The 12,721-nt window shown below is 63.5% G+C and carries 16 protein-coding genes; 9 read left to right on the forward strand and 7 right to left on the reverse strand.

From position 1 onward, the window contains the following. Positions 1–63 precede the first annotated feature (63 nt). The 9 genes from KFB96_RS13350 to KFB96_RS13390 all read left to right on the forward strand — a co-directional run bounded on the left by KFB96_RS13350 (position 64) and on the right by KFB96_RS13390 (position 5,405). Complete coding sequence (locus tag KFB96_RS13350) at positions 64–1,746, forward strand: DUF927 domain-containing protein (RefSeq protein ID WP_213457969.1); 1,683 nt, start codon at positions 64–66, stop codon at positions 1,744–1,746. Next, complete coding sequence (locus tag KFB96_RS13355) at positions 1,743–2,330, forward strand: hypothetical protein (RefSeq protein WP_213457968.1); 588 nt, start codon at positions 1,743–1,745, stop codon at positions 2,328–2,330. Before KFB96_RS13350 ends, KFB96_RS13355 begins: the two co-directional genes overlap by 4 nt. A gap of 6 nt (positions 2,331–2,336) precedes the next feature. Further along, complete coding sequence (locus tag KFB96_RS13360; protein ID WP_213457967.1) at positions 2,337–2,525, forward strand: hypothetical protein; 189 nt, start codon at positions 2,337–2,339, stop codon at positions 2,523–2,525. Beyond that, complete coding sequence (locus KFB96_RS13365) at positions 2,522–2,821, forward strand: hypothetical protein (RefSeq protein ID WP_213457966.1); 300 nt, start codon at positions 2,522–2,524, stop codon at positions 2,819–2,821. The genes KFB96_RS13360 and KFB96_RS13365 overlap by 4 nt, the downstream gene beginning before the upstream one ends. A 53-nt stretch (positions 2,822–2,874) precedes the next feature. Beyond that, positions 2,875–3,207 carry a hypothetical protein gene (locus KFB96_RS13370; protein ID WP_213457965.1) on the forward strand — a complete coding sequence of 111 codons (333 nt, stop codon included), beginning with the start codon at positions 2,875–2,877 and terminating at the stop codon, positions 3,205–3,207. 214 nt (positions 3,208–3,421) lie between these two features. Continuing rightward, complete coding sequence (locus KFB96_RS13375; RefSeq protein WP_213457964.1) at positions 3,422–3,868, forward strand: hypothetical protein; 447 nt, start codon at positions 3,422–3,424, stop codon at positions 3,866–3,868. A 74-nt stretch (positions 3,869–3,942) separates the two neighbouring features. Further along, entirely contained in the window at positions 3,943–4,293 is a 351-nt protein-coding gene (locus KFB96_RS13380) for a hypothetical protein (protein WP_213457963.1), read from the forward strand. Further along, a complete protein-coding gene (locus tag KFB96_RS13385) occupies positions 4,290–4,694 on the forward strand; it encodes a hypothetical protein (protein ID WP_213457962.1) in 405 nt (134 codons plus the stop codon). Before KFB96_RS13380 ends, KFB96_RS13385 begins: the two co-directional genes overlap by 4 nt. A gap of 249 nt (positions 4,695–4,943) precedes the next feature. Continuing rightward, complete coding sequence (locus KFB96_RS13390; protein ID WP_213457961.1) at positions 4,944–5,405, forward strand: hypothetical protein; 462 nt, start codon at positions 4,944–4,946, stop codon at positions 5,403–5,405. Between the two features lie 747 nt (positions 5,406–6,152). Here KFB96_RS13390 and KFB96_RS13395 read toward each other — a convergent pair. From KFB96_RS13395 to KFB96_RS13425, 7 genes are all read right to left on the reverse strand, one after another. After that, complete coding sequence (locus tag KFB96_RS13395; RefSeq protein WP_213457960.1) at positions 6,153–6,404, reverse strand: hypothetical protein; 252 nt, start codon at positions 6,402–6,404, stop codon at positions 6,153–6,155. A 108-nt stretch (positions 6,405–6,512) separates the two neighbouring features. Then, the gene (locus tag KFB96_RS13400; RefSeq protein ID WP_213457959.1) at positions 6,513–7,265 is read right to left on the reverse strand and encodes a type III pantothenate kinase; all 753 of its coding nucleotides are present in this window, start codon (positions 7,263–7,265) and stop codon (positions 6,513–6,515) included. Then, positions 7,262–8,125 carry a biotin--[acetyl-CoA-carboxylase] ligase gene (locus KFB96_RS13405; RefSeq protein WP_213457958.1) on the reverse strand — a complete coding sequence of 288 codons (864 nt, stop codon included), beginning with the start codon at positions 8,123–8,125 and terminating at the stop codon, positions 7,262–7,264. Before KFB96_RS13405 ends, KFB96_RS13400 begins: the two co-directional genes overlap by 4 nt. Further along, a complete protein-coding gene (locus tag KFB96_RS13410; protein ID WP_213457957.1) occupies positions 8,122–9,966 on the reverse strand; it encodes a M61 family metallopeptidase in 1,845 nt (614 codons plus the stop codon). Before KFB96_RS13410 ends, KFB96_RS13405 begins: the two co-directional genes overlap by 4 nt. Positions 9,967–10,069: 103 nt before the next feature. After that, entirely contained in the window at positions 10,070–10,342 is a 273-nt protein-coding gene (locus KFB96_RS13415) for an RNA-binding protein (RefSeq protein ID WP_007191936.1), read from the reverse strand. A gap of 152 nt (positions 10,343–10,494) precedes the next feature. Then, a complete protein-coding gene (locus KFB96_RS13420) occupies positions 10,495–11,781 on the reverse strand; it encodes a DEAD/DEAH box helicase (protein WP_213457956.1) in 1,287 nt (428 codons plus the stop codon). Positions 11,782–12,130: 349 nt separating this feature from the next. Beyond that, a complete protein-coding gene (locus KFB96_RS13425; RefSeq protein WP_213457955.1) occupies positions 12,131–12,538 on the reverse strand; it encodes an H-NS histone family protein in 408 nt (135 codons plus the stop codon). Positions 12,539–12,721: the final 183 nt, after the last annotated feature.

Below are 12,721 nucleotides of genomic sequence, written 5' to 3' on the forward strand. Positions count from 1 at the left end.
ACCGGCACCGAGCCGCCCGAGATCGATCAATGCCCTTGTTGGAGGGTTTATCTGGACTGGTGGATGGCCGGCGCCGCCAAGCGCCGCCCCGGCGTCTACTATCACGGCGTCGAGGAGGATCTGGACGATAAGAAAAAGCGGGTAGATCTTTGGCTGTGCTCGCCCCTGATCCTGGACGCGACAACCTTCGATCGGCGCGGAGAGTCCTATGGTCGACTGCTGCGGTTCCGCGACGTTCGCGGCCGTTGGCATGAGTGGAATTGTCCGATGTACCTGCTCCGCGGATCGTGCGAGGAGCTGCGCGGGGAACTCCTCGGGCTCGGGCTCGAAATCGACCATAAGGCCCGCGGGCGCCTCCCGAATTATCTGATGCACCGCGCACCCAAGCGCGAAGTCATCGCCGCCCTGTCGCTCGGCTGGCACGACGACACATTCGTGTTCCCTGACGAGGCGATCGGACCCACCGAGATCAGGTATCAGTCCGAATCCGCGACCATCGCAGACTTCGACCAGCGCGGCACGCTCGCCGAGTGGCGCGATAGCGTCTCGGTGCTGGCGAGCGACAACACCGTCATGACCCTCGCGATCTCGGCGTCGTTCGCTGGACCGCTGCTCGCAAGGGTTCACATGGAATCGTGCGGTCTGCATTTTCACGGCGACAGCTCGGGCGGCAAGACGACCGCGGTACAGGCTGCCGTTTCGGTCTGGGGTTCTCGCGATATGTTGCGCACCTGGCGCGGCACGAACAACGGGCTCGAAGCGGCCGCCGCCGAATCGACCGACACGATGCTCTCGCTCGACGAGATCAACGAGGCCAACGGCAAGGAGATCGGCGCCATCGTCTACGCCCTGGCCAACGGCCGCGGCAAGTCGAGGGCAACTCGGTCGGGAGGCGCGCGACGCATCGCCCGATGGCGCACCGTTGTCTTGTCGACCGGCGAGAAAACGCTGGAGGCGCGCATGGCCGAAGACGGCGCTCGCCATCATGCAGGACAGGATGTCCGTCTCCTCAACGTGCCAACCGACGGCAGACGCTACGGCACCTTCGACTCGATTCACGGGCGCGACAGCGCGCGCGCGTTCGCCGACGAGATCAAGACCAGCTCGGGACGCTACTACGGCACGGCCGGGCGCGCGTTCGTGCGCTACCTCGTCGCCAACATCGCCGAAGACTTTGGCGCAATGGTCAAAACCCTGACCGACCGCATGCCCGCGACCGAAGGCCAAGAGGCTCGTGTTGCGCGGCAGTTTGCCCTGATCGGCACGGCCGGCGAGCTTGCGACAACGGCCGGCATCACGGGATGGGTACCCGGCGCAGCAACGAAGTCTGCGATGGACGCCTTCGTCATCTGGCGAGATGCGCGCGGCAAGGGCAACGTCGAGACGACCAAGATACTGAGCGCCGTTCGCGACTTCATCGAGCGGTACGGCGACCTTCGGTTTACGGACTCATCCTACCCTGACGCTCGACCGCTCAGAGGAGATCGCGCGGGCTATACGCGCGTCATCGACGGACGTGTCGTCTACATGCTGACACCGGGCGGACTTGGTGAGGCGATCAAGGGTTTTGATCGCGCTCGCGCGCTGGATGCGTTGGACGCTGCCGGCTGGTTGCTCTACACGTCCAAGGGCACCAAAGGCGAGCGCCGAACACAATCGAAGATCGGAGGACGGAATGTCGGGTTGTATTCGATCCAGCTACCGGATGACGAAAACGTCGATGTCGAGCGCAAGGAGGCAGCATGACCCTCTTGGAGCGATTCTCAGAAATTGTCGATGGAGCATTAGGCCCGGTAGCGACGGTAGCGACTCCAAAAACACCAGACGCTACCGATATTCACATTCAAAAACAAAGCGGTAGCGTCGGTAGCGACGGTAGCGACCGGAAACACTCCGACGAAACGACGACCCGCACGCTAGGCCCGGTAGCGACGGTAGCGACTCCGAAAACACCAGACGCTACCGATATTCGCATTTCAAAACAAAGCGGTAGCGTCGGTAGCGACAGTAGCGACCGGAAACACTCCGACGAAACGACGACCCGCACGCTACCGCAGCTTTCCGCCGACGACCATGCAGTGATCCGCGAAGCGATCGAGGAACGCGCGGCCATCATCGAGTTCGATGCAGGCGAGCCGCGCGCGGTCGCCGAACACCAGGCCGCCGCGGCGATGCGGATCTACAAGTTCAGGCTCGCCGACAAGCCGGACACATGGCTGACGATGTTGGCGCCGGGTTGCGAGCTTGATCAGGCCCACCGTGATCTGGTGCTGAGGTTCGGCGCCGATCGCATGCTCGAAGTTTGTTCCGCCAATCCACCAACGAGGTAACACCTGATGCTCGTACAGCATTCGTGCGTCGGCCCTGCACGCCTGTACCGGGTCACCGAGACACTGGACGCCGATGTCCGGATCTCGAATGGACTCGCAACGCCCGAGATTCGCGAGGCACTCGCCAGACACTTGAACGAGATGCTCCAGCGACTCTCGACCACCAACACGACCATCACCGAGGTATCCCGATGACCCTTCCCGGAAGTCACGAACGTGCGCTCGTCGATCTTGCTCGCGATGCGGCCCGCTCCGAATTGGCCGCAGAAGCTGCGCGCTCGGAAGCGCGACGGCTCCGCGCGCAGGTCCGCCGCGTGGAGGTCGAGCGCGAGACAGCTCTCGCGCAACGCGATGATGCGCGAGCAGCGCTTGCTCGGCTGCGCCAAGAGCTGCTTCTGTTCCAGGCGGATGCTCAGCGTGAGCTTGAGGTCGAGCTCGAATCCGTCGGGCGGCTCCGCGACCTGATCGACGACGACGGCGTCGGTCTGTAACCACCATGCCCTGCTGCGGCAGCAGCAGGGCGAACACCGCAAGGTAACCGACGATGAGATCGAAGACGAAAGCCAGATCGAAGAAGCAGCAGAGCGGGCCGGCCGATGTTGACCCTTGGCGCGAGATCCTCGCCGATCCCGAGATCATGAGCCGGCGCACCCCGGCCGATCTGGAAACCGACGACATCGCCAGCGATGGAGACGCGGCTTGGTTCCTGGCCCATCCCGGCGAGCGGATGCGGGCTCGTCACCCTCTCAATGGCGAATTCGCTTGGGCAACCCCGTCCGGCTGCGACTGCTACGCCGTGCTGGTGTTCGAGGTCGCACCAGGCGTTCGTGCTCGTGGTCCGCTCTTTCGCCCGCTCGCACCGAGCGAAGTGAATTGAAAGCTGAGGGTCACGGTTTTGAATCCGCCTCTAACTGCCCCCGATGATTTCTATAACTACATGCTTTCTCGGAAGTTTTCAGCAGGATGGGACCCTGCACACCCCTCAAATACCACGGGAGATTCCAGCCCCGGATTTCGACAGGATTTCATTCCCTTAGGGTCTCGGCAGCAGATAACCGAAGTATTTGCATCGAAACATCGAGAAACCCGATATGAAACCGTCTGAGCGCCTCGCCATGCTTGAGCGAGTAATCACCGCGGCCCGCGTCATCGACCCGACCGCCGCCGCGTTCCTGGCTGATGCGCTGCACCAGGCTGCAACAGGATCTGCCGAGACGATCGACGAGGGTCTCGGGCTGCGCGGCCCCGGCATCAAGCGCATTGCCTGGCACGCGCGGATGACCCGCCGGAATGAGCACCTCCGTAACGCTTTCACGTTGACGCCGTTCGGCGAGAACACCGAGACCGACGACCGGATCAAGGATCTCGTCGGCGCTATCCAACGTTTCGAGGCGTCATCATGGAAGTGGTCGCAGCATTACCCTGAGCCGCCTGAAAGGCTGTCGCCGAGGGCTTGCGAACTTTGGCACGCGATGCGCAACGGCCCCTGCCCCGCATCGGAATCTCAGTTGAAAAGGATCGTTCTCGACAGGCAGTGATCACCAACCCCCGGGTTTTGATGGCGTATCTCTGGGTTCAGAATTGTGTCATTCCATCCACCCAGGACACAGAGATGTCACGAGCCGACCGCCCCGCCAACATCATCAACATCGGACCACCGCGTTTCTATCTCGGCGGCCCGCCCGAGGGAGAACTGCGCACTGCGCTGTACCCGGAACAGCGGCAGATGAGCCGAGCCGCGCGCGAAGAACTGGATCAGGCCCTCGCCGAGATCGCCGCGAACGAGCCGGCCGGAGGCCGCGCCCGTCAATCCACCGCAGCACCCGCGAAAGCAGATCCCTGGGCGGCCGCGATGGAGGCTTTGAGCGAGGCTTTGAGCACCGGCACCCCCGCGCGCGACGAGCCCATGCGCCAACCCCGGTTTCCCGTGCATCGCCAGACCCGCGGAGGGTCTCCGCGATGATCTTTGAAGCACCCTTGAGCCTTGAGCGGAAACGGGAGCGCGCGGCAAAGATCGCGCCTTACGAGGAACAGCTGCGCCGCCTGCGCCGCGAGGCGAAGGGAGCGCATGCTGCCCTGACGCGACTCTGGGACGAGCGCAGAGAATTGCTGCACGAGGTGCAGACCTTGCGCGCGTGGCTCGGGACCGCGACGTACGTCCGAGCGATCAACCCGCCAAAACGCGACGATACCCCCCAGATTGCAGGCGTGAAGCTCGATCTCGAATATGCCGAGAAGCGCCTTGCCGAGCTGGACGCCGCCATCGCCGAGGCCCAAGCCGCTTGGCGCCCGCAATCACAACTCATTTCCAGATCTGAGGAATGGTTGCAGGCGAACACTTCGCGTCTTTGCGAGTACGGCTAGCATGCAGGTCGGACGGGAATGGGTCGAAATCGCAGGCCCCGGCGTGTGGTTCGAGGCGCAGTCAGACGCCGCGTCCGGCATTGAGCTGTCCTACGGCACAGACCAACCCGCCGAAGACCTGGCGGGGCTTTGGATTCCTGGCCGTAGAATCTTCCGCCGCTCCGAGATCACCGCGCGCGCCTGGTGCAGGCTCCCGGCAACTGCGCGAGTCACCACTTCAACCTTACGAATTTTCACGGGATCACAATCATGAACATTGACCTGATCCGCGCCAGCATCGCGGCACTCCAGGACGAGCGCGAGGCCATCGAGAAAAGTTTTCCCAGTTGGGATGAAACCGCCGCCGCCCTCGCCGCAGATGTCGGGCGAATGTCGGAGTCCGGCCGCCGAGCTCTCTCCCCCGCCCAACTGCGCCGCGGCCGCATGCATGGCCGCGGAGTCGATGCGCTACTCTTGGCCGCCGCGTTCGACCCGGCCGGGCTCACCGAGCGCCTGCTCCGGGTCGCGCGCGCGGAATTCCCCGAAAATGGTATCAGCGCCGCCGACCGCCGCCGACGCCTCGCCGAGATCGACGCGGAGCTGTTCGCCTTGGAGATTGAAGAGGAGCGCCAGATCCGCGCCGCGGCGACGCCGATCGTTCGCCGTGGCGATGCCCATCCTGCTGTTGTGCTGGCGCCTTCGCTGGAAGACTTGAATCGCTTTGCGGCTTAATCGAGGTCGCCGATCCGTGCCACCTCTCACGGATCGCCCGCGCCGGCCGGGAGGCGAAGCCGGCCCCATCTACCCCGGGGCAGGCGATTGTCCGCTTTGCTCCTCGCCGACCAACGTGATCGACACCAGGCGACCCGACGACAAGACCATTCGGCGCCGCCGAGTCTGCACGCGCTGCGGGTTTCGGCACAGCACTACCGAGGTCATCGTCAGGACTCCGGCATTGGAATCGGCGGCTCGACTTGCCAGTACCCGATGCGGAGATGTTGGCGGCTAAACCCGAAGCCGTGAGCTGAGTCGCGCCCCTGTAGTTAGCTGCGATGACCTACCCGAGCCCATCGGCCGCCACCCTGCCCGCACCGGCTCGGATCCCATCATCCGACATACCTTGTCGCATCGTCGCAGCCTATCGGGCGCGTCCCTTGCTTGAATCGTGCAACCCGCTGAACGGCCGTAGGCGCAAAATCCGCGCCTGATAGATGGAGGCGATCAATCGACTCGGCTCCGGGATCATGTAAGGCTGGCGGATGCCTACCGCCGTGCGCGTCGGCCGGCTGGCGTTGGCAACTGGGTCGGAACAGCCAACACCTACTGGTCGAGATCACCGACATCTTGATGGTGAAGATCGCCAACACCTGCCGGTCGAGACCAACTACATCTTCAAGGTCGAGGGCATGGTCATCTTGATGATGGAGGTCGCCGACATCTTGATGGTGAAGATCGCCAACACCTGCCGGTCGAGACCAACTACATCTTCAAGGTCGAGGGCATCGTCATCTTGATGATGGAGGTCGCCGACATCTTGATGGTGAAGATCGCCAACACCTGCCGGTCGAGACCAACTACATCTTCAAGGTCGAGGGCATCGTCATCTTGATGATGGAGGTCGCCGACATCTTGATGGTGGCGACCACCCGTGACCACGTGCGGGTAACTATGAGGGTAACAACCTGGAGCGAAAGACCGTTTTACCTTACACATCAAGCGAATGGTGAGCACATTCGATACCTGTCGAGGGCGCCAAATCCCCGCATGTGACCCTCTGCTCGCTCACTTCACGCCGCGCACCGACGCACCCGTTCCGAGCCCGCCCGGCGAGGCGGACGCTTATCCGATGTCCGGGGCTTCGCCCGAGACGAACTCGAACAATCCGCGCAGGACCAAATCAGACACCACCCGAGCGGGCCGATCCATCGCCGGGATCAGACGCTCGGCGTCGCCGCCGGTCAAGATCAGCGCCGGGGGCGTCTGCACCTGCTGCTCGAGTCGGTCGTAGAGCCGCGTCGTCAGGGCCGCGAGTGCCTGAAGACTGCCGGCCGCAACGGCGGGTCCCGTATCGACCGCCCAAGGTTCATCGGTCGGCTCGGATGCGATCCGCGGGATGAGGGTGCCGGCCAGAAGGCTCGCACGCATCATCTCGACCCCGGGGAGGATCAGGCCGCCGAGATGACGCCCGTCGGCAAGCAGGAGGTCGAAGGTGGCAGCCGTTCCGGCGTCCACGATCAGCGCCGCCTCGGGAACCAGGCGATGGGCGGCGACCAGGGCGAGCCAGCGATCGACACCGAAACGTTCCGGCTCGGGATACGCAATGCGCAGGGCGCCGAAGTGTGCTCGCGTCTGCACGCATTCGACGTCGAGCCCCCAATAGGCCCGGGTCACGCGACCGATCGCTGCGGCGACGGATGCGCCGCCCACGTTGCTCGCAACCACACGCTCGGGCGCATTCAGACGCTCCCAGTCGGCCAGAAGATCGAGCGGCGCTGCTCCGCCATGGCGAACGATCCGCACCTCGTCGGGAGGGCCGCCGTCCGAGAGCCCCCAGCGCAGGTTGGTATTTCCGATATCCAGCAGCAGCATCATCGCTCGCCCTCGCCCTCGCCATCACACTCGCGTCTCAAACTGACATCTCCGGCATGAAATCGCCGTTCCCCGTCGGCGGTCTCGAGCCGTAAAGCGCCGTCCGACGCGATCCCGAGCACCCTGCCCCGAATCTCTTGGTCCGCAAGCAGGATGCGCGCCTGCTCGCCGCGAAAGGCGTCGAACCCGTCCCAGAGTGCAAGGAACGGGGTCAGGCCCTCGCGATCGAAGCGCTCCAATGCATCGATCAGGGCATCGACGATCAGCGCAGCCAGGGTGTTGCGATCGACCCGCGAGCCACCGAGCACTTCGGCAAGATCGACCCAAGGCTGGTCGATCGCCCGCCCGTGATCGGGCGTCATCCGCACATTGATTCCGATCCCCACCACCAGAGCACTGGGGCCTTTGGCCTCGCCGGCCACCTCCAAGAGCATGCCGCCCAGCTTGCGACGATCCCAGAGCAGATCATTCGGCCATTTCAGCGCGAGACCCCCCGCGCCGATCCGTCGCAGCACGTCCGCAACGACGGCCCCAGCGACCAAGCTAAAGCCACCCAAAGCGGCCGGCGGCGCCTTGTATCGCCAAAGCATCGAAAGATAAAGATTGGCCCCGAACGGGGAGACCCAGGAACGTCCGAGACGCCCCCGTCCGGCAGTTTGGCACTCCGCGAGGCAAAGCGTTCCGCAGGGCGCGCCTGTCGCGGCCTCGCGCATCAGGTAGCGATTGGTCGAGTCGATCTCGGCGTGAATCTCCAAACGCGCGATCGCCCGGCGTCCGCCCGGGGAGAGTGCTGCCAGAATCCGCTCCGCATCGAGGAGATCGGGGGACGCATTCCGGCCGTGAAACGTCGAGCCGGGGATCACGCGTCGTCCCGGCTGTTCAGGACGACGCCGGCACTGGCGAGCCAACGCCTGCGGGCCTCGAGCACCTCCGGCGGCACTGCATCCAAGAGCATCAAGTCACAGGTATCGGATCGCGCCGGCGCCGGGACGGCGAGCACCTCGATCAACTCGTCACGCCGAAACAGATGGACTCGGACCCCGGACGAGTCCGCAGCGCGTGCAATCAAGGACTCCACATTCTCCGCAGTCGCTCGCAGGCCGTCGACCGCGACCACGACGTCACCGGGCGCGATACCCGCGCGCTCGCCCGGACCGCCGCGGATCACATTCTGCACGACCGCCTCGGGGATGCCGGGACGCAGGCGCAGATCCAGGGTCGGTCGCGCCTCCCGGTGATCGAAGCACTCCGGACTCCCGCCCTGGTCCTTCGGCCCGTCCGCGGGGCGCAGCCGCATCGCGATCCCGACCCCGGCCAAGAGAGGCTCGAGATCGAGCTCGTCGGTCCCATCCAAGGCGGACGAGAAGAAACCGCCGAGATCGAGCCCCGACACCTCGGTCGCGACGGCCTCGACGCCGTACTCCGGAACCCCGAGACCGGTGCGGCCATAGCGGCTCCAGAGCGCGCGCATGACGTCATCGAGCGATGCCCTGCCCTGCGTCCCCGCACGAATGGTCAAATCCAGCGCCAAGGCGACCAAGGCGCCCTTGACGTAATAGCTCACGATGGCGTTTGGCGCATTTTCGTCTTGCTTATAGAACTTGGTCCAGGCATCGAAGCTTGACTCGGCCAGGGTCTGCACCTCGCGCCCGGGGGTTCGCATCAGGCGGGTGATGGTCGCGGCGAGCAAGCCGAGATAGGCCCGTGCATCGATACGACCGCTGCGCACCAAGGCGAGCTCGTCGTAGTAGGACGTGATGCCTTCGAAGGCCCAAAGCGTGCGTGTGTGGATCTCCCGATCCAGCCCGCCATCCATCAAGGCCGCAGGCCGAATGCGCTTGACATGCCAGAGGTGGAAATATTCGTGACTGCACAAGCCCAAGAAGCGGATATAGGCGTCGGTGCGCTTCTCGTCGGCCGGATAGGGTAGATCGTTGCGCGCGCAGAGCAGACTGGTGGAGAACCGATGTTCCAATCCGCCGTAACCCTCGCCCAGCGCGGTCACGAGAAAGAGATAACGGTCGATCGGCAATTCGCCGAACAGGGCCGCGTGCTCGGCACAAATGCGTGAGAGGTCGCTCTCGAGTCGTGCCTTATCGGCACGCTGGCGGCCCGTGATCGCCATGCGATGCGGTACGCCCGCAAGATCGAACGCCACGCGCTCGAAGCAGCCCATCTCCACCGGATGATCGATCAGGTCGTCGTAATTCTCGGCGCGATAACGTCCGAAGCCACGCGCGTCGATCTGCTCGGGCGCGAGGCTGGTTGCGACCTCCCACTCTCCGTCGGCGCGCGCATCGGGAGGCAATAGATCAAGCAAACAGGGTCGGGCGTCCATCCCGCGCACCCGCATCAGGAGAACCGCTCCGTTGAAATAGGCGTGCGTGTTGTCGAGATGCGCCGCACGGACCGAAAGCTCCCGCGCGTAGACTTGATAACGCACCCTGATTGCATGGCCCGCCGTCCGACAAACCCAGGTTTGCTTATCACGCTTTCGACACTCGAGCGGCGTTCCCTCGGCCGATTCGGCGACCAGCGTCAGGATATTCCTCGCAAAGTCCCTGATCATATAACTGCCGGGAATCCATGCGGGCAAAGAGAGCTCGACGATCTCGGCGCCAGAATTCGGGATTTCGATATCGACCTGGAACCGGTGGGCTTGCGGAGCGGCGGGGCAAACGCGATAGAGCAGGTCGAGCGACATCGGGAATGCGCAGGGGGCAGTGAGGGGAAAGGTGATCTTTACAAGATCGCGAGGTCGGTCTCGCAAACGACCTCGGGGCAATAGCCCCGAGGTCGGAGTCAGGTTACCAGCGCGGCCCGCGTGAGGGACGCTCACCGCGTGGCTTGGCTTGGTTGACCTTCAGATTGCGGCCCTTCAGCGGCGTCTCGTTCAGCCCCTTGATGGCGGCATCGGCCTCGGAGTTGTTCGGCATCTCGACAAAGCCGAAGCCCTTGGATTCGCCGGTGAACTTGTCGGTGATCAAATTCACGCTCGAGATCTCGCCATAGGCGGAGAATGCGGTCTTCAGCTCGTCTTGGGTCACGCCGTAGGCCAGGTTGCCAACGTAAATATTCATCATTCAAGAGTTCCGTGAGAGCGCATTGAAGAGAAAGAGAGAACGGTCGAAAAATCAATACGCAACTGTTTCGACGGTCTTTGTCCCCAACCGTTGGAGACGAAGGTGTCGCGGGGCGGGTTGGCCCGCTTCCCCGCGAGGGCTGCAGAGGTTTAGGGCGTCACGGCGCGCCCACGCCGGTCTCCCCCACGCCATGGCCGCTTCGCCGCCGGCGAAGCGGCCGCCGCCGGCTTGCGTGCCGGTCGGCTCGGTCCACGCGAATCACGGCGTCCGCCGAGGCTTCGATCCGGCTCGCACTCGGGCGGAACCAGCGACGGCTCGAAACCGACCACGGGATTCATCGAAATCTCTTTGCGCAGGAGCCGCTGAATCCCCTGCAGCAAACCTTGCTCGTCATGACTGACCAAGGATAGGGCCTTGCCGCCGGCACCTGCTCGACCGGTCCGCCCGATACGGTGCACATAATCCTCGGCGACGTTCGGCAGCTCGAAATTCACCACTTGGGGCAGATCGACGATATCCAATCCCCGCGCGGCGATATCCGTCGCCACCAATGCCCGGACGCTCCCGCGCTTGAAATCATCCAAGGCGCGCGTTCGGGCCGATTGGCTCTTGTTGCCGTGGATGGCTGCGGCCGTGATGCCCTCTCTGCCCAGGTGCTCGACCAGCCGGTTGGCGCCGGCCTTGGTCCGCGTGAACACCAGCACCTGATGCCAACCCTCGCTGCGGAAGAGGTGCGCGAGCAAATCGCGCTTGCGGGCCTTGTCGACCGGATGTGCCGCCTGCGTGACCGATTCGGCGGCCATGTTGCGGCGTGCGACCTCGATCAGCTTCGGCCGCTTGAGCAGTCCGTCGGCCAAACGCCTGATGTCGTCGGAGTAGGTCGCCGAAAACAGCAGATTCTGACGCCGCTCGGGGAGCAGCTGAATGATGCGCCGAATGTCGTGGATGAAGCCCATATCCAGCATGCGATCGGCCTCGTCCAAGACGAGGATCTCCACGCGAGACAGATCGACGGTGCGTCGGCCTGCATGATCGAGCAGGCGTCCCGGAGTTGCGACCAGAACGTCGACGCCCCGCTGCAGCTGATTGATCTGAGGCTGCATACCGACACCGCCGAAGACGATCGCCGAGCGCAAAGGCAGGTGCAGGCCGTAGGCATGCACACGCTCGCCGACCTGGGCCGCCAGCTCGCGCGTCGGCGTCAAGATCAGTGCACGCGGATGACGTTGCGGGTGACCTTTTTCGGAGAGTCGCTGCAAGAGCGGCAGCACGAAGGCCGCCGTCTTGCCTGTTCCGGTTTGAGCCCCGGCAAGCAGGTCGTGACCGGCTAAGATCTCCGGTATTGCCTGCAGTTGAATCGGGGTCGGACGGGCATAACGCTGCGTTGCCACGGCACGCAGCAAGTCGGCCTGAAGGCCGAGTGAATCGAATGACATGAAAACTCCTGAAACCGGCCTAAAACCGCGCGGGCGCGGGACCGGCCTAGGCAAAATAGAGGCGTTCGAGGATGAAGCCTTGAGACAAAGGTGGGGTCAGCCGCGAGACGACGCATCGACCGGATGATGCGATGTTTGGAGTCTACGCGATGCGCACAATGAAAGCCAGCGCCGCGCAAATCCTATTTGTCGGGGTGCTTGCGAGTCAGCTCGGCCGGAGGTCGGAAACAGTTCCGACCTCCCATCTCGACACCCGAGCTTGAAAATGTTTCGTGCGATCCGTAGAAGACCGCCCGATGCCGAAAAGGATGCCGAGAGGGTTCTCCGGAAATCGCCGAAATAATTGCGACTAGGCGTCGACCGCTTGGAGATAGCTGGATTTGAAGGCTTCGCGATCGGTCTTGGAAGACGGATCGTAGCCCTGCTCCGCCATCTTCTGCTTCATCCAACCGGGAAGAACGCCACGCACATAGACGTTGTCGCCATTCTCGGGATCGACATATCGCGTATACTGCCGACCTCCGGTGGGCGAACGCCGGACCGAGCCGACTGCACGCCGACGCTTGGATTCTACCAGAGGCAGAATGTCTTCCAATTCGTAGCCGTATTGCGCGATCAGACCCCTGATCTGTTGAGCGACATCCGATTTCGCCTCCTGACGACGTACTTCCAGTGCGCGCTTCAGCTCAGCCTTGCTGCTTTCGATCTCGGCAAGCTGCTGCTGAATCTCGTCGACGCTAAGGTTAGCGTACTCCACGTGACATACCTCCTAAACGGGTAAAGGGTAATCCCTGAAAAGACAAGCGAGCCGTCATGCGGCTCGGTCTCTATAATTTATGCGATCTGCATTGGATGTCAAGAAGAAACGGTAAAAGCGATCGGATGAGGTGCCGGAATCGATCCATGGGGCATCTTTTATCGGAGCGTCGCTGCGCACGAC

Source organism: Thiocapsa sp. (assembly GCF_018399035.1).
GTDB lineage: Bacteria > Pseudomonadota > Gammaproteobacteria > Chromatiales > Chromatiaceae > Thiocapsa.